Annotated in this window: 11 protein-coding genes; 6 read left to right on the forward strand and 5 right to left on the reverse strand. The window is 58.1% G+C overall.

All coding sequences use genetic code 11. The features are described 5' to 3' along the window. Positions 1 to 72 precede the first annotated feature (72 nt). Positions 73 to 1,803 carry a GMC oxidoreductase gene (locus FAES_RS23130; RefSeq protein WP_041258317.1) on the reverse strand — a complete coding sequence of 577 codons (1,731 nt, stop codon included), beginning with the start codon at positions 1,801 to 1,803 and terminating at the stop codon, positions 73 to 75. A 137-nt stretch (positions 1,804 to 1,940) separates the two neighbouring features. On the opposite strand from FAES_RS23130, the gene FAES_RS23135 reads away from it, so the two are divergent. From FAES_RS23135 to FAES_RS23155, 5 genes are all read left to right on the forward strand, one after another. Further along, a complete protein-coding gene (locus tag FAES_RS23135) occupies positions 1,941 to 3,089 on the forward strand; it encodes a glycosyltransferase (RefSeq protein WP_015333618.1) in 1,149 nt (382 codons plus the stop codon). A 67-nt stretch (positions 3,090 to 3,156) separates the two neighbouring features. Then, positions 3,157 to 4,158 (forward strand): glycosyltransferase family 2 protein, encoded by a 1,002-nt coding sequence (locus tag FAES_RS23140; protein WP_015333619.1) that lies wholly within the window; start codon positions 3,157 to 3,159, stop codon positions 4,156 to 4,158. Positions 4,159 to 4,166: 8 nt separating this feature from the next. Beyond that, entirely contained in the window at positions 4,167 to 5,267 is a 1,101-nt protein-coding gene (locus FAES_RS23145; RefSeq protein WP_015333620.1) for a glycosyltransferase family 4 protein, read from the forward strand. A 69-nt stretch (positions 5,268 to 5,336) separates the two neighbouring features. Further along, positions 5,337 to 6,422, forward strand: coding sequence for a M20/M25/M40 family metallo-hydrolase (locus tag FAES_RS23150; RefSeq protein ID WP_041258318.1), 1,086 nt, complete (start codon positions 5,337 to 5,339; stop codon positions 6,420 to 6,422). A gap of 96 nt (positions 6,423 to 6,518) precedes the next feature. Then, on the forward strand, positions 6,519 to 10,490 hold the full coding sequence (locus FAES_RS23155; RefSeq protein WP_015333622.1) for a DEAD/DEAH box helicase: 3,972 nt from the start codon (positions 6,519 to 6,521) through the stop codon (positions 10,488 to 10,490). On the opposite strand, the gene FAES_RS23160 is transcribed toward FAES_RS23155, so the two are convergent. From FAES_RS23160 to FAES_RS23170, 3 genes are all read right to left on the reverse strand, one after another. After that, positions 10,481 to 11,257 carry a DUF5995 family protein gene (locus tag FAES_RS23160; RefSeq protein ID WP_015333623.1) on the reverse strand — a complete coding sequence of 259 codons (777 nt, stop codon included), beginning with the start codon at positions 11,255 to 11,257 and terminating at the stop codon, positions 10,481 to 10,483. The two genes, FAES_RS23155 and FAES_RS23160, sit on opposite strands and share 10 nt — an antisense overlap. 74 nt (positions 11,258 to 11,331) lie before the next feature. Further along, positions 11,332 to 11,526: a DUF2188 domain-containing protein gene (locus tag FAES_RS23165; RefSeq protein ID WP_015333624.1), complete on the reverse strand. Its 195-nt coding sequence runs from the start codon at positions 11,524 to 11,526 to the stop codon at positions 11,332 to 11,334. A gap of 70 nt (positions 11,527 to 11,596) precedes the next feature. Further along, a complete protein-coding gene (locus FAES_RS23170) occupies positions 11,597 to 13,012 on the reverse strand; it encodes a TolC family protein (RefSeq protein WP_015333625.1) in 1,416 nt (471 codons plus the stop codon). Between the two features lie 131 nt (positions 13,013 to 13,143). On the opposite strand from FAES_RS23170, the gene FAES_RS23175 reads away from it, so the two are divergent. Then, positions 13,144 to 14,808, forward strand: a complete 1,665-nt coding sequence (locus FAES_RS23175) for an amidohydrolase (RefSeq protein WP_015333626.1) — start codon at positions 13,144 to 13,146, stop codon at positions 14,806 to 14,808. 59 nt (positions 14,809 to 14,867) lie between these two features. Here the strand turns inward: FAES_RS23175 and FAES_RS23180 are convergent, their stop codons facing one another. After that, a complete protein-coding gene (locus tag FAES_RS23180) occupies positions 14,868 to 16,073 on the reverse strand; it encodes a hypothetical protein (protein ID WP_015333627.1) in 1,206 nt (401 codons plus the stop codon). Between the last annotated feature and the right edge of the window lie 66 nt (positions 16,074 to 16,139).

The raw sequence follows: 16,139 nt of genomic DNA on the forward strand, positions 1-16,139 counted from the left end.
TAACGCAGAAGTACGCAAAAACGTCCGTTTATGAGAAATCTTCTCACCAACTGAATATTACAAGCCAACTTTCTATAACCGCCCGGCTTTCAGCTCGCGCACAGCGTAATCGGCGGCGCGGGCGCTCAGGGCCATATAGGTGAGCGACGGGTTCTGGCAGGGCGACGACGTCATGCAGGCACCGTCGGTGTTGAACACGTTTTTGACCACGTGGTGTTGGTTCTGCCCGTTGAAGACCGACGTTTTGGGGTCGCGCCCCATCCGCGCCGTGCCCATCTCGTGAATGCTCAGGCCGGGGTGCGCGGGGGCATCGAACCCCTCGATGTTGGAAAATCCTGCTTTCTCGAGCATCAAGACGGCCTGTTCCTGCGCGTCTTTGCGCATCAGGCGCTCGTTGTCGCGGTAATGCACGTCCATTTTCAGCACGGGCTGCCCCCATTTGTCTTTGACCTCGTCGGTCAGGTACGTTCGGTTGTCGTAATACGGCATGCATTCGCCAAAGGCATCGAGCGTGATCGTCCAGGGCCCAAACTGGGTGGCTTTCTCTTTAAAATCGGCCCCAAAGCCTTCGTCGCCGAAGCTGTGTTCCCAATTCTGCCGCCCTGTGTACACCTCGAAGCCATAGCCCCGCTTGAACGCCTGTTTGTCGGCCCCCACGTTGCGGAAGCGCGGAATGTAGAGCCCGGCCGGGTGCCGGCCAAAGTAGGCTTTATCGGCAGCATCGTTCCAGACCGCCGACGCCCCCACATGGAAATGGTGGTCCATCAGGTTGTGGCCAAGTTGCCCGCTATCGTCCATGCCGTTGGGAAACCGGTTCGATTTGGAGTTGAGCAGAATGAACGTGGACCCCAGCGCCGACGCGTTCAGAAAAATCAGCTTAGCCTTGAAATCAATCCACTCGTTGGTCTGGGCGTCGATGACACGTACCCCGGTGGCCTTGCCAGACGTGGCACCGTGGGTACGTTCGTCGTAGATGATGGAGTTGACGATGGAGTGCGGGCGTACCGTGAGTCGACCGGTTTTGCGAGCGGCGGGCAACGTAGCCGATTGTGTGCTGAAATAGGCACCAAACGGGCAACCCCGCATGCACAGGTTCCGAAACTGGCATTTAGCGCGCCCCAATGCCTGCTGTTCTTTCGTGGGAGCCGTGAGGTGCGCCGCCCGCGCTGAGATCACCTTCCGATCCGAAAACTGACTGTTGACCGATTGCCGGAAATGGGCATCGATGCAGGAGTCGGGCAAGGGCGGCTGAAACTGACCGTCGGGCAAATGAGGCAGACCATCGCGGTTGCCGGCGATCCCGGCAAACCGCTCGACATAGTCGTACCAGGGCGCCAGGTCTTTGTACCGAATCGGCCAGTCGACCGCGATGCCATCACGCAGGTTAGCCTCGAAATCGAGGTCAGAGAAGCGAAACGAATATCGGCCCCACATCAGCGACTTGCCGCCCACGTGATAGCCCCGAATCCAGTCGAAGGGTTTTTCTTCGACGTACGGATTCTCCAGATCATTAACAAAGTGCTGGTGTGTCGCCTCTGTAATGGTAAAACCCGTTCGATTTTGAACCGGATAGTTGTTGAGCAGGTCGGCGGGCATCTGCTGATTCCGATGCGGGAACTCCCAGGGGGGCGTTGTGGCGGTATGGTAGTCCGTTACGTGCTCGATCATCCGGCCTCGCTCCAACATGAGCACACGTAACCCTTTCTGGGTCAACTCTTTCGCTGACCAGCCACCGCTTATGCCTGATCCAACAACAATGGCATCATATTGAACAAGTGGGTCGGCAACTGGGTAGGTGTGCATGGCGTAAGCGGCTGATTGATGAGGAAAATAACCAAGAAAAGTTAAAATTATGAACGTCTGTAGGCTTACTTCATCAATACTCTGCCTATCTATGCTTATATTTTTGGATTGAATTGACTTTGGCGTGTATCGCTGTTATGAAAAAAATTCTCTTCTTCACGCCACATGGTACGTTGACGGGCTCAGAAGTGCTGTTATGGAGCTTTCTGAAAAACTTTGATCGGCAACAGTTACAGGCAGCTCTCTACTGCGAACGTTCGGGCCCCTTGTTGTCGTCTGTCCCCAATGATATTGCCAGTTATACGTCGCCCTTTCTGCAGGGTGGACTAAAAGGATTGACCCACAAAGCCGTACGGCAAATCGGGTTGTATTCACACGAGAAGGCCATTCTCAAGATGCACCGTCAGGTACAGCCCGACTGTTGGTATCTCAATACCATTCTGATGTTTTACCTGATACCGCTGGCTAAAAAGTTAGGCGTCAAAACGGTGGTCCATATTCACGAACTCAACTCGATCTACGAAGCCAGTTCATACGAGGATATGGCCCTGGCTATGCAGCAGGCCGATCTGGTCATTGGCGTGACCGACAAAATATGCAAACTAGCCCGGACGATGGGGGCCACCAACGTAGTCCGGCAAAAGTGCCTGATCAACCCCAGCCGTGAGCACGTCAACCTGACCCGATCACGTAAACTGCGAGAAAGCCTTGGCATCGCTCCAAATACGTTCGTCTGGCTGATGATTGGCACACCTACGCATCGTAAAGGGTTCGATTTCCTGCCTGCCATCGCCCGGCATTTCCAGCACCAACCCTGCCACTTTATCTGGATGGGCTACACGCGCTATTCGGGCCTTACGTACCTGGTGGAGAAACAGTTAGCTGAGCTTTCTAACGTAACACTGCTGACACCGCAGACAACCGATTACCACAATTACATTCAATTGTCGGACGGATTTCTGCTGTGTTCCCGCGAGGACCCGTTCCCTCTCGTAATGATCGAAGCGGCCAGTCTGGCTAAACCGATTGTAGCCTCTGAAGAAGTCGGCGCGGTCGAATTCATCCAGCCGGGTATGGGCGAATTGGTATCGCTGAGTACACCTCAGCACTTCATCGAGGCCATGCAGCGCGTTATGGACAATCCCGATACGTATGACCAGACGTTGCTCATCAATGAGAGTAGCGAATACAGCGTTGACGCACAGATCGGGCCGTGGCAAGAAAAGATTCTGGCTAGCTGGTCGCCCGCCCCTACGGCAAGTAACGCCGTAGCCTGTGAAGTCTAAGGGCTTAGACACCCGGCTTGGCGCTTCCGGCTGATGGACCTACTTTTGCGGTCATTTGTTGCTCGCCATGCCCAACGACGTACCCGATCTGTCGATTCTGATTGTCAATTACAAAACGCCCCGCCTTATAGTCGACTGCCTGCGTTCGGTGTACGAACACACGCGCGACGTGCAGTTTGAGGTGTTGATTATCGACAATCAGTCTGACGATAACAGCGAGGCCATTGTGCGGGCAACGTACCCAGCCGACCAGTTTCCGGCGATTCGCTGGTTTGATATGGGCTACAACGCGGGTTTCAGCCGGGCCAACAACCTGGGCATCGACAATGCCCGGGGCCGCACGATTCTACTGCTCAATTCCGACACGCTGCTGATCGACAACCTCATCGGGCGAGCCGTGCGCATACTCGATGAGCAGGCCGACGTAGCAGCGGTGGGTGCCATGCAGATCAACCGGGAGGGACAGGTGCACGATCAGATGTATTGCTGGTTCAATGACCTGCTCCGCTTCAGCTACATCGTTCCGCAAAAACTACAGGGCTGGCTCAAACGCCGCCTCCCTGACCCGCATTACGACGACCCGAACCAGGTCGACTGGATTATCGGTGCCTTTTTGATGACCCGCCGGAGTACCATCGAGCAAGCCGGTAAGATGGATGAAAACTTCTTCCTCTACGGCGAAGACGTCGAGTGGAGTTATCGGTTGGGTAAGCAGGGGCGCATGCTGGTGCTCCGCGATGGTTTTTTCGTCCATCTGGAATATGGCAGTTCGGAGAGCTATCAGGTACAGGAACTGAGCTACATCAACCGATTCAAGACCCAGCTACAGTTGTCCAACCTGCTTTGGATCCGGAAACAGTATGGCATTGGCGCGTTTTTGCTGTTGATGGCGCACTATTACACGCTTATCCCGATTCTGTACATCTGGAAAATCAGTGTCAACCTGAAGCAGCGCAAACCGCTATTTAGTGAGTTAAGCAACCAAACAGCCTTTGCCAAACAGGTGGGTGTCTTTTCGCGCTTTTTCTGGAAGATCCTTTTCAACCGCCCCGGCTTTTACAAAGTGTAACGCACTACATGAAAATTCTTTTTATTACGCCGCACGGTGGCTATACCGGCTCAGAAATTCTGATCTGGCAACTGATGCAGGAGCTTCACAAACGCGGCAAATCGGTAGCTTGGTTTTCCAGAAAAGCGGGCGCCCTAAAGCAACAGCAGCAGGAAGTTGGGTTCCCTAACCAGTTTTTCCCCCAAAAGCAGTCGTTCCTCAATTCCTTTTACGAAGGTGTCTACGTACAGGCCACCGGTACCCTGCCGGTATATCAGGCCTTGTTGCGTTACCACCGCGAAGTCAAACCCGACCTGTGGTACCTGAATACCGCTATTCAAGCCGACGTCGCTGGTATCGCCCGCAAGCTGGGCATACCTTACGTGGTTCACTTTCAAGAGCTTATCTCTACCTTCGACGAACAGAAAGCCGACGAATTTCTGGCGATGCTATCGGGGGCCACTCGCCTGATTGGCTGCTCACATATTGTACAGCAGCGGATCGCCCAAATTGGCTTTCCGGGCGCGGCGCTCCTAAACAGCTTTGTCGACCACAGCAAGATTCAGGTACGTCAGGACCGGATGGCGCTGCGACGGCAATTGGGCCTACCCGACGACGCCTTCGTTTGGCTGATGTCGGGTACCGAGTCGCTACGAAAAGGCTATGATCTGGTGCCCGACATTCTGGCCAACCTGCCCGACAACGCGTATCTGGTGTGGCTGGGTAAACCCCGCGACAGCGCCCTGCGGGTTTACGTAGAGCAGCGCGTCAAGCACGAAAACTTACGCTATTTGGCACTCGGTGAGCACTCCAGCGATTATTTCGACTACCTCAACATTGCCGATGGCTTCGTGCTGACGTCACGCGAAGATCCACATCCGGTGGTGATGATCGAGGCGGCGGCACTGGGCAAACCGATTGCCGCCTTCGATTCGGGGGGTGTCACCGAGTTTGTACAGCCCGGTATGGGTGGTGTTGTAGCCAGTTTCAACCCGGCCGACCTGGCCCGCCTGATGCGCGATATCATGGATGGTACACTTCCCGTTTCTGCCGCTACGAGTCAGGCGCACGCCAGCCAGTTTTCGGTCGCTAACCGAGCCGATGATTTTTGCCGTATTTTTAATTTATAGTTTGTTTGCCAAAGCAAGCGACCACCTATTGTGACTGACCGATAGGGGTATTATGAATTGACTATGTCTATGACCGAACACAGCAAGACCTTCCTGTACCAATACCTGAATAACGCCTCGCCTACCGGCTTTGAGTCGTCAGGGCAGCAGATTTGGCTCGATTACCTGAAGCCCTATATCGACGAATACATCGTTGACACCTACGGGACAGCCGTCGGCATTATTCACGGGGCTGACGATTCGCCTAATAAGGAATACAAAGTAGTAATCGAAGCCCATTCCGACGAGATCTCGTGGTTTGTGAACTACATCTCCGACGATGGCTACCTCTTCGTTCGGCGTAATGGCGGCTCCGACGCTGTCATTGCCCCGTCCATGCGCGTCAACCTGCACACGAAGCAGGGCGTCGTTGAAGGCGTCTTTGGCTGGCCCGCCATCCACGTGCGCGACCTGGCCAAAGACACGGCTCCCAAAGTAACCGACCTCTTTATCGACGTGGGCGCGGCCACCAAGCAGGAAGTGCTCGACATGGGCATTCACGTGGGTACGGTCTGCACCTTTGTGGACGGCCTCACCGAGATGAACGGACGCTATTTTGTGGGCCGCGCACTCGACAACCGCATGGGCGGCTTTATGATCGCCGAAGTGGCGCGGCAATTGAAAGAGAACGGCATTCGCCTCCCTTACACGCTGTACATCGTCAATGCGGTGCAGGAGGAAATTGGCCTGCGCGGGGCCGAGATGATCGCCCGCCGCCTGCGCCCCGACCTGGCAATTTGCACCGACGTAACCCATGATACCCAATCGCCGAAGTACGACAAGAAAGAACAGGGCGACCTCAAATGCGGCGACGGCCCGGTGCTGTGCTATGGTCCCGCCGTGCAGAACAACCTGCTCGATTTCATGATCGACGTGGCCAATCAGCAGGGCATTGCCTTCCAGCGGCAGGCCGTGAGTCGGTCGACGGGTACTGATACCGATTCGTTTGCCTACGCGGCCGAAGGAGTGGCCTCGGCGCTGATTTCGCTGCCGCTGAAATACATGCATACAACCGTGGAAACGGTGCATCAGGAAGACGTGCAGGGCGTTATCCGGCTCATGTACGATGTACTGCTGGCCTTGAAAGGCGACGAAGATTTCCGATACATTAAGTAGTTTTCTGTCTCCAGTTTGGCGTTTTCAGTTGGCTGGCGCAAGCCTGCTTGAAAATCACCTAGCTGAAAACGCCAAACTGGAAATTAGAAGCTACCTATGCTGTTTTCTGCCGCTGTCCTTAGGACGTACCGCCGCCGTCTGACCAACCTGAGTAGCCGCAATCGGTCGTTGTTACTCAGCAGTTTGCCCGCCGATCAGTTTGTCGATCTGCACGAGGCCGATTTCCGGCTCAACAAAGCCTCGTTTGAGCTTATCGCAGCGCTCATCGCCCGCAAAGCGAACGTACCTGTCTGCGCCATCACCGACCCGCGCGACGAACGCAGCAACACGCTGAGCAAACGCCTGCGCCGCCTGCAACGCACCGATGCCTTCATCGAAGCCGAACGTGGCACTGAAGACCTGTACGTAGGCTGGCCCTTTGTGCGCGGCCGCTTCAACGACGGCACGCCTGTGCACGGTCCCCTGCTCTTTTTTCCGGTGCATCTGGCCACCGAAGGCAACCAATGGCGGCTGGTACGGCGGGGCGACGAGAATGCCCTTATCAACCAGTCGATGCTGCTGGCGTATGGTTATTTCAACGGCATCAAACTCCCTGACGAGTGGCTCTCGCCCGATCTGGACAGCTTCGATAAAGACCCGCTGGTGTTTCGCACGCAGCTTTACGAATGGCTGAAAGCCAGCCCATTGGCCATCAATTTCAACCCCGATACGTTTACCGATACGCTGCTGCCGTTCGACCGGCAATCAGCCAAATCACTGTTGGAACTCGATGGGATCGGCGAGCTGAAACTCATCCCCGAGGCCGTACTGGGCATTTTCCCACAGGCAGGTTCTTTTCTGGTACCCGACTACGACGAGCTGTTGAGTGAACCAACACCCGGCTCCCTCCTTCCCGAAGATGGGGAGCCAGAACCGCCCCAATCCTCTTCCCTGATTGTTGACGAAGGGCGGCGGGTGGCGGGGCCAGCCCTGCTTCCGTTACCCATCGATGCCTCACAGGAAACGGCAGTCGAGGCGGTGCGGTTGGGGCAGTCGGTGGTGGTGCAGGGGCCGCCGGGTACGGGCAAATCGCAGCTCATTGCCAACCTTATGGCCGATGCCGCCGCGCGGGGGCAGCGCGTGTTGCTCGTTTGCCAGAAACGGGCAGCACTCGACGTGGTGCATCAGCGGCTGACCGACGTGGGTATGGCTCCATTCGTGGCGCTGGTGCACGATTTTCAGAACGACCGACAAGCGCTCTACGCCCAGCTCGCTGAGCAGATCGACGCCATCGACACGTACCGCAGCCAGAGCCGGAGCCTCGACGCGGTGTTACTCGAACGTGAGTTCGACACCGAATCGCGGCGTATTGACGGGCTGGTGCGCGAGTTACAGGCGTTTAAAACCGCCTTGTTCGATACGTCGGTTTGCGGCTTGTCGGCCAAAGAACTGTACCTAACCAGCACGCCCCAAACAGAGGCGGATGCGCCCGACCTAAGCACCGTTTACCGTCATTTCCAGTTCGGCACACTGACTGATTTTCGGGACCGGCTGACCAATTACCTGGCTTATAGACAGCAACTGGGTCATGAGCATCCCTTCACGGACCGGGTTAGTTTCGCCCGCTTTACCGGTGCCGACATCGCCAGCCTCCGCCTGCTAATTACGGACGCGGCAACGTACCTGCCGACTTTCGTGCAGCGGGCCGGTACGTTGCTGGGCGACCCCGCGCCGGGTACGTTGCTCAACTGGACCGAACTGACCAATCGATACGTACCCCAACGGGCCACGCTCGACGCCCTCGCCCAAACCGTAGCCGATCCGCTCGTTTGGTCGGTGCTGAGCCGGGTGGCGGCGGGGTCGTTGCCCGACTCGCCAACCAACACGCTCGCCGATGATCTGGCGGCGCTGGCGGCCATCGAAGCCCGCGGCCTCCTCCTTGGCCTTGTCCCCAACGGCATGGGCGAGCGTCTCCGGCAGGGCATTGAGGCGCGACAGTCATTGGTGAAATGGCTTTTTTACAAGGACAAAGCCTTCCTGAATGATGTATCACAGGCCAACGGGCTGGGTACGTCGCTGGCCGATTTGCAGACGCTCGAAAGCCGGTGGGTCAATCGGCAATCGTGGGAAGCGCGGGCGCAGGAGACGGGTCAGCAGTTTGCGGGTACGTCGTGGTCTGGCACGCCTGACAGTAGCCGTCAGCCCGAGCAGACCAAACAGAGGCTGGGTACGTTGCAGCAAACGGTGGCGCGGGCCGAGGCCGTCTGGCAAACCATTCGCAGCACCTTCCCCGAACTGGAGCGGGTCATTGCCCAGCAGCCCAGCGGCGGGTCGTTCGGGCAGGTGCTGAGCGGGCTGCGCCTGTTGCTCGACGAGGTCCATTTAAGCCAAAGCCGCTGGCAGACGTACCTGACCAGTAGCCAGCTAACGGCCCTGGCCGCCAACCCCACCGGGCAGGCCAACGCGTTGCAAACAGCCTTACGCACCGACGCCGACAACCTGATCGAGATGGATCGGCTGCGCGACACGTTCACTACGCCGGAACGCACCGTGGCCGATCAGGTACGTTCGGTCGCCGCCTTTGACAACGCGCTGCGCCTGGCCTGGATCGACCACCTCGAACAGCTTTATCCCGAACTGCGGAGCGTGTCGTCGCTGAAAATGGCGCAGCAGGAAACCGCTTTGCAGCACAGTATTCAGCGGCAACAGCAACTTACCCGCGCTATTCTGTTGCTCAAACTGCGCGAACAGACCTACCGCGATCTGGTGATCAACCGGCTCAACAACGTGGTCAGTTTCCGGGAGTTGCGGCATCAGGTCACCAAAAAACGGAACGTCTGGCCCATCCGGCAGGTCATGAGCCAGTATGCCGACGAAGTGTTCCGGCTACTACCCTGCTGGATGGCCTCGCCCGAATCGGTGTCGGCCCTGTTTCCCATGCAGCGGGGCCTGTTTGACCTGGTCATTTTCGACGAAGCCTCGCAGTGTTTCGCCGAAAATGGCCTGCCCGCCTTGTTGCGTGGCAAACAGGTGGTCGTGGCGGGCGACAGCAAGCAGCTTCGGCCCAGCGATCTGTACCGGGCCCGCATCGAGGATGACGCAACCAATGCCGAAACCACCGACGAGGCGGTGGCGCTGGAGGTCGAATCGCTGCTCGACCTGACCGCCCAATACCTGCCGCAGGTGTCGCTTATGGGTCATTACCGCAGCCGAAGCCTCGACCTGATCGCCTTTTCCAACGAACATTTCTACAACGACACGCTCACGCTCCTGCCCGATTTCGCCGAAGCCAACCGCCGCGAGCCGGGCATTCGGTACCTCCATGTGCCGGGGCAATGGCAACCCACCGACCGCACCAACCCGATCGAGGCGCAGGCGGTGCTCTCGCTGGTGAACCAGCTACAAACCGAGCTACCCGGCCGCAGTATCGGCGTCGTGACCTTCAATTTCCAGCAACAGCAACTGATTCAGGAGTTATGGCAGGAACAGGGCGAGCCGATGCCCACGGCGGTGCGGTTCGTCAAAAACATCGAGAACGTGCAGGGTGATGAGTGCGACGTTATCATTTTCTCCGTTGGCTACGCGCCCGACGAACGGGGCCGGCTGTCGGCGCAGTTTGGGAGCCTGAATGCGGGCGGGGGCGAAAACCGGCTCAACGTGGCCATCACCCGCGCCCGCGAGCGCATCTACATCATCACGAGTCTGCTGCCCGCCCAGCTGAACGTGGATGCCACCGCCAACGATGGCCCCAAGCTACTGAAACAATACCTGCACTATGCGCTCGACGTGTCGGAAGGGCGCTTCAGGCCGCACCCGAAGCGGGTTGTGGGCTTGCAGACCGGCGCAGGTACGTTGCTGAAAGACAAACTGGCACAGAGCCACCCCAACTGGCGCCCCGAACTCCCCTTTGCCGACCTCACCGTTCGTGGCAACGAACCAGTGATTTACGAAGGGCTGGTACTGACCGACGACGATCAGTACTTTCAGCAGACGATCAAGGAAGCCCACGCCTACCGGCCTTTTGCGCTGCAAAACCGCCATTGGCCCTACCGGCGCTTCTGGAGCCGGGACGTATGGCGTCAGGCCTGATTTACTAGTTTGTCGAGCTGCACGGCGCTACCCAGCAACCTGATTTTCTCGGCCACGCTGCCGCTCTCTCCCAACCGTATGATCCGCAGGGCCGACGATAAAAGCCAGCCCGGCCGGATAACGCGATCGGCCAGTAGTGCTACCTGCCGGTCCATCTCGCCGATTTTCGTACGTTTCTGGGCGTCGGCCAGCGGGGCGAGGGCGACAGCCGCCGACCACGAAAAGGTGCGGGCCACCCGGATGCTGAAGTTGATCATGCCTTCGTCGTCGGTTTTGAGCGCATCATCGAGCAGGCGAAACGGCAACCAGATGTCGGCCAGTTTATCCTGCACCTGTTCGGTTAGTTCGGCAATGATGGCGTTGATGCGGTTGAAATCAGTTTGCAGCGCGTGAATGGCCGCGCCGGGTGCGGTTTCGGCGGCGGCAATGGCCAGATCCAGATTGATGTGGGCGTTGATACCCAGGATCAGGTGTTGCATGACCGTGAGTTGGTTGTTGGCAGTGCTGGCAAAAGCCTGCTGCCAGGCCTGGGTGGGTTTGCGGCCCGCCAGGTACGTATCGTACGCGTCGATATAGCGCTTGGCAAAACATACGTCGAGCGCTTCCATGCGCTTAGCGTCGTCGAAACGCCCCTGCCGGATGCCATCCCTGACGGCGACGGTCATGCAGCGGTACAGAGCCGCAAAATAGCCTATCGGCGATTGATCTTGCTCGGCCGTGTGAACGATGATCGTCAGGCGATCGATGACGTCGTCAATGATGTGCATAGCGGGTAAATTTCCGCACCAATGAACACAAAAAACCGGAACCAGCCCATTTTAACAGACTGGTTCCGGGCCATTTATTTTCCTTTTTTCCGAATCGGCTTATTGCGGCTTTCGGCCCACTTTTCGGCCTGTGCTGTGCCGATAGCGATGGCTTTCTGCTCGTCGTTCCCGTCGGCGAGCAGGGCGTTAATGATCTCGATGGCTTTGTGCCGAACGGGCGCCATGAAGTTCGTTAGCGAGACGGGGTAATCCGTTTTTGAATAGGGCATCGGTTTATCCGTTTGGTTACCAGCTAAACCACTGACCCTCCCAACCGGACGGCCCGTTCGCCTCAACGGGCTATTTCGCGGCCTGGGTGCCGGCGGGTAAAAACTGCTGGCTGATGGTGCTGCTCAGGCGCAACAACTCGACTTCGGCCGCTTTGGCGTTGAACTCGGCGTTGAACAGGCGGGCCTGGGCAGCAATGGCGTTACGTTGCACATCCCGAAATTCAACGGCGGTGGAGTTACCCACCCGGTAGCGATCGTAGGCGATGTCGATGTTTTCGAGCGCAATTTTATAGTTCTGTTGCTCCACGTTGAGCAGCGCGAGGCTATTCTGATACTGCGCAAACGACTGGGCGATGGCCTGTTGCAGTGCCACTTCCTGATCGGCCCGCTGGTATTCGGCGGCCAATGCACTGGCGCGGGCATTGGCTTCGAGCCGCCGGATGTTACCCCCGTTGAAAATCGGCACTGCCGCCGTTACAGCATAGGTAAGGCCCCGGTTACGCGCATCTGCGACCCCAAAGCCCCCTTCGTTGTTGATAAACGTGAAGTTGTAGCCCGTTTGCAGGTTGACGGTCGGTTGGCGTTGTGCCCGCGCCAGCCGGATGTTGATGTCGGCCACCTTCTGGTTCAGTACCGCCGCCGCCAGCAAGGGGCTGTTGGTCAGCATGCTCTGCCGCAGTTGGTCGACGTTCAGATCGGGGCGCACGATGATGGTGTCGCGGATCGCAAACGGCGTAAACGGATCGCGCACAAGCAGGGTGTTCAGCTGAATCTTAGCCTGTTGCACATTCTGCTCCTGCGTTAGCAGCGTCACGCTATCGGCGTTGTAATCGACCTGAGCCGTCAGGAAGTCCACCTTCGAGCGGGTACCGACTTCGTAGTTGGCGCGGGCCAGTTCGAGCCGGTCGCGCGAGATGTCGAGCGCCTGCCGGAACGCCAGCAGTTGCTGTAACTGCTGGACCACGTTGTAATAGGCCGTTACGACACTAGCAATCGTTTGCTCCACACTGGCCCGGGTGTTCTCCTGGCTCAACCGCACCAGTTCGCCCAGACGTTCGTAAGTGGCAAAGTTGGCCAGTCCGTTGAAGACCGTCCAGTTCAGGTTGACGCCCGCCTGCGTTGTGCGGTTGGAAATGCCATTCAGCACCTGCGGCGGACGGATGTTATCGACGAAGGTCTGGTTGACCGATTGCCGACTGCCGTTGGTGCTGACGTTGCCCGTAATAAGCGGGTAGAAACCGGCGTTGGCGGGGATGCGTTCGTTGCGGGCAATCTGCTCCTGCGTTTGCAGTCCTTTGATCTGGTAATTACGGCCCAGTGCCGTAGCAATAGCATCCTGAAGCAGGAGTTGTTCGCCCTGCTGCACGATGTAGGCATTTCGTAGCGCTCGCTGCACCGGCGTTTGGGCGGGAGCCGGAGCAGGTTTCTGTTGGGCAATCAGGTACGTTGATGGCAGTAAAAAAAGAAAAGCGGCGATAAAACGCATCGGTATATAAATTGACGAATGACGAATTGGATAACAAACTTAGGGTTAGTTTGCGATTTGTTGCGGTAGCTTGCCCCCGCGCATCCACAAACCCTACTCCACAAATCACAAACTAGCTATAAGTTTACCCTATGCATCGAAACTATTACCTCGCCGGGCTGGTCGGGCTGTTGGCCGTAGCCGCCTGCTCTACGCGTCGCCCGGCCGATTATATCATTACCAATGCCACCGTCTACACGGTCAATCAGGGCGATTCAGTGGTGCAGGCGTTTGCCGTCGAGAAGGGGCGCATTCTGGATCTGGGCTCAACGGCTACCATCCTCGACCATTACCGGTCTGACAGCATCATCGACCTGAAAGGCAAGCCCGTTTATCCGGGTTTCTACGACCCGCACAGCCATTTTCTGGGGCTGGGCCAGATGCTCGATCAGGCCGATCTGGTCGGCGCCACGTCCTACGCCGACGTGATCGCCCGCCTGAAAGCCTTTCAGCAGAAGCACCCCGACGCCCTCTGGCTCATCGGGCGCGGCTGGGATCAGAACGACTGGCCCGCGGCCGACTCACCCGTGCGGGGGTTTCCGACCAATAAGCTGCTCAACGACGCCTTCCCCAACGTACCGGTGGCCCTGACGCGGATCGATGGGCACGCCCTGCTGGTGAACGACAAAGCCCTGCGGCTGGCGCAGATTTCGGGCAAAACGGCCATGACGGGCGGCGAAGTGGTGCTGAACGGCAGCCAACCCTCGGGCGTGCTGGTCGACAACGCCATGCAGATGGTACGCCGCGTGATTCCGCAGCCCGACGCCGACGCCAAAACCCGCATGTTGCAGGCCGCCGAGCGCGTTTGTCTGTCGCTGGGCCTGACCACCGTATCCGATGCTGGTCTGAACCGCGACGACATCGACCTGATTGACCGGCTGCATCAGGAGAAGAAGCTCAAAATCCGCGACTACGCCATGATCAGCCTCGGGGAGCCTAATCTGGATTATTACCTCAAACGCGGCCCCTACCAGACCGACCGCCTGTCGGTGACCTCCTTCAAGCTCTATGCCGACGGGGCGCTGGGGTCACGTGGAGCCTGCCTGCGCAAACCCTACAGCGACCGCCCCGAAACGAGTGGCTTTCTGCTGCTTAGCCCCGCCGAGTTGGAACGGGTGATTAAGCTGTTAGCCAACAGCGGCTTTCAGGCTAACACGCACTGCATTGGCGACTCGGCCAACCACCTCATTCTCGACCTGTATGGCAAGTACCTAAAAGGCCTGAATACCCGGCGCTGGCGTATCGAACACGCCCAGGTCGTTTCGCCCGAAGACCTGTCGAAGTTTTACAAATACAGCATCATCCCATCGGTACAACCTACGCACGCCACGTCTGACATGTACTGGGCTGCCGAGCGGCTGGGCCCGGAGCGCGTGAAGGGTGCTTATGCCTTCAACGACCTGCTAAAGCAAAATCACTACATCACCTTTGGCAGCGATTTCCCCGTCGAGGCGGTCAATCCGTTGTATGGGTTTCATGCGGCGGTGGCCCGGCAAGATGCCAAAAACTTCCCCAAAGGCGGTTATCAGCCCGAAAATGCAGTTTCGCGACGCGACGCGCTCAAAGCCATGACGCGCTGGGCTGCCTACGCCTGCCGGGAAGATTCGGTGCGGGGTACGTTGGAGAAACGGAAAGTGGCCGATTTCGTCGTGCTCGACCGCGACATCATGACCGTGCCCGCCGAGCAACTGCGCGACACGAAGGTGCTGCAAACCTGGGTCAATGGCGAACGGCTGTACACGGCTCCCAATCGCTGAACGTACCTGGACTGTCGTCCACGAGAAGGCCCGACTTCGCTGAAGTCGGGCCTTCTCGTTTAGTGGAGCAGTTCGCTGCTGATGGCTTCTTCTACAATGACCTGCGCCTGTCGCAGCGCCTGCGCGTAGGGTTGATGCAGGTAGCGGCCAGGTACGTCGCCTGTCGCCATGTCGACGCCTTCGGGGCGGGCATCCCATAGGCCCGAGCGGTGCCAGGGCGTAAGGTGATCCCAATCGGGGCGGTCGATGATGGGGTACAGGCAAACGCCTTCCAACGGGATTCCCGCCTGCCGGGTCAGGGCGCATTCGTGGGCGATCATCCTGACCCAGTTGGGCCGGTCGATGCCGGGGTGGCTTGTTTCGGTGAGGGCGATGGGTTTGTTGTACCGCTCGTATACCTCGGCAAACAGCCGGTGCAACGGCCGGAACCGCGGGTCGCGCCCCTCGTTGGCCCAGGGCAAAAGCTCAAACGACGGGTACACCCATTGATTGTTATAATAGAAATTCAGCCCGACGATGTCGACCATATCCGGGGCGCCCCCCAGTTCGGGATGCTCGCGCCCCACCAGGATGTCGACCGCCTGATACTGCGCATTGTGCCGGGCGCGGGCCTCGGCGATCTCTCGTCGGGTGGCGTTCAGCGGAGGCACCATATTGACGAGCGGCTCGGTCGTCAGCACCAGCACGTTGTTGTCGATTTCGCGCATGGCAGCCACGCCTTCGATGTAGGCGCGCATAAGGCCGATTTTCACCTCCACACCCTGTTTAGTGCAGTAAGGCGACGTACCGCAGGCGTCGCCACCCAGCCACGAGATAAAGCTCACCTCGTTGATGGGCGTTACGATCAGCGGGGCGTCTGGGTACGTTTCGCGGTAAATCGGGACGAACGCCCGGCAAATCGCCGCAAACCGACGGGCAAACATCGGGTGCAGGGGCGTCAGGTCGTCGGGGTAGCCGAAATGGCAGATGTCCCAGATTTGCTGGATACCCAAGGCCTTGCCCCGTTGCAGCATGTGGCGTACCACCGACCAATCGTAGGTATATGCCCGTTTTTCGACCTGACTCCAGCGGATACCCTCGCGCACCGTGCGGATGTTCACCTCAGTAATATCGCGGTAGTCATCGTCGAGGCGGTCGAGGTGCCCCGTCAGCGGCAGGAAATCCACGCGGTTGCCGAAGGCGTTCTGCTGATCGGTGCATTCGTAGCCAGCCCACCAGAAGGTTTTAAACAATGGTTGCTGCTGCGGAAGAGAATAATCTATCATGCTGGGTGCAAGGGGGACAGTCTACAAACACCCGATCGACGGGTTGTTGTTCAATAAATCGGCCAG

This window comes from Fibrella aestuarina BUZ 2 (genome assembly GCF_000331105.1).
Lineage (GTDB): Bacteria > Bacteroidota > Bacteroidia > Cytophagales > Spirosomataceae > Fibrella > Fibrella aestuarina.

Coding starts and splice junctions, on each gene's coding strand:
- FAES_RS23180 (WP_015333627.1), bottom strand. CDS start 16,073: ATGATAGATTATTCTCTTCCGCAGCAGCAACCATTGTTTAAAACCTTC.
- FAES_RS23175 (WP_015333626.1), top strand. CDS start 13,144: ATGCATCGAAACTATTACCTCGCCGGGCTGGTCGGGCTGTTGGCCGTA.
- FAES_RS23155 (WP_015333622.1), top strand. CDS start 6,519: ATGCTGTTTTCTGCCGCTGTCCTTAGGACGTACCGCCGCCGTCTGACC.
- FAES_RS23150 (WP_041258318.1), top strand. CDS start 5,337: ATGACCGAACACAGCAAGACCTTCCTGTACCAATACCTGAATAACGCC.
- FAES_RS23135 (WP_015333618.1), top strand. CDS start 1,941: ATGAAAAAAATTCTCTTCTTCACGCCACATGGTACGTTGACGGGCTCA.
- FAES_RS23140 (WP_015333619.1), top strand. CDS start 3,157: ATGCCCAACGACGTACCCGATCTGTCGATTCTGATTGTCAATTACAAA.
- FAES_RS23145 (WP_015333620.1), top strand. CDS start 4,167: ATGAAAATTCTTTTTATTACGCCGCACGGTGGCTATACCGGCTCAGAA.
- FAES_RS23165 (WP_015333624.1), bottom strand. CDS start 11,526: ATGCCCTATTCAAAAACGGATTACCCCGTCTCGCTAACGAACTTCATG.
- FAES_RS23160 (WP_015333623.1), bottom strand. CDS start 11,257: ATGCACATCATTGACGACGTCATCGATCGCCTGACGATCATCGTTCAC.
- FAES_RS23170 (WP_015333625.1), bottom strand. CDS start 13,012: ATGCGTTTTATCGCCGCTTTTCTTTTTTTACTGCCATCAACGTACCTG.
- FAES_RS23130 (WP_041258317.1), bottom strand. CDS start 1,803: ATGCACACCTACCCAGTTGCCGACCCACTTGTTCAATATGATGCCATT.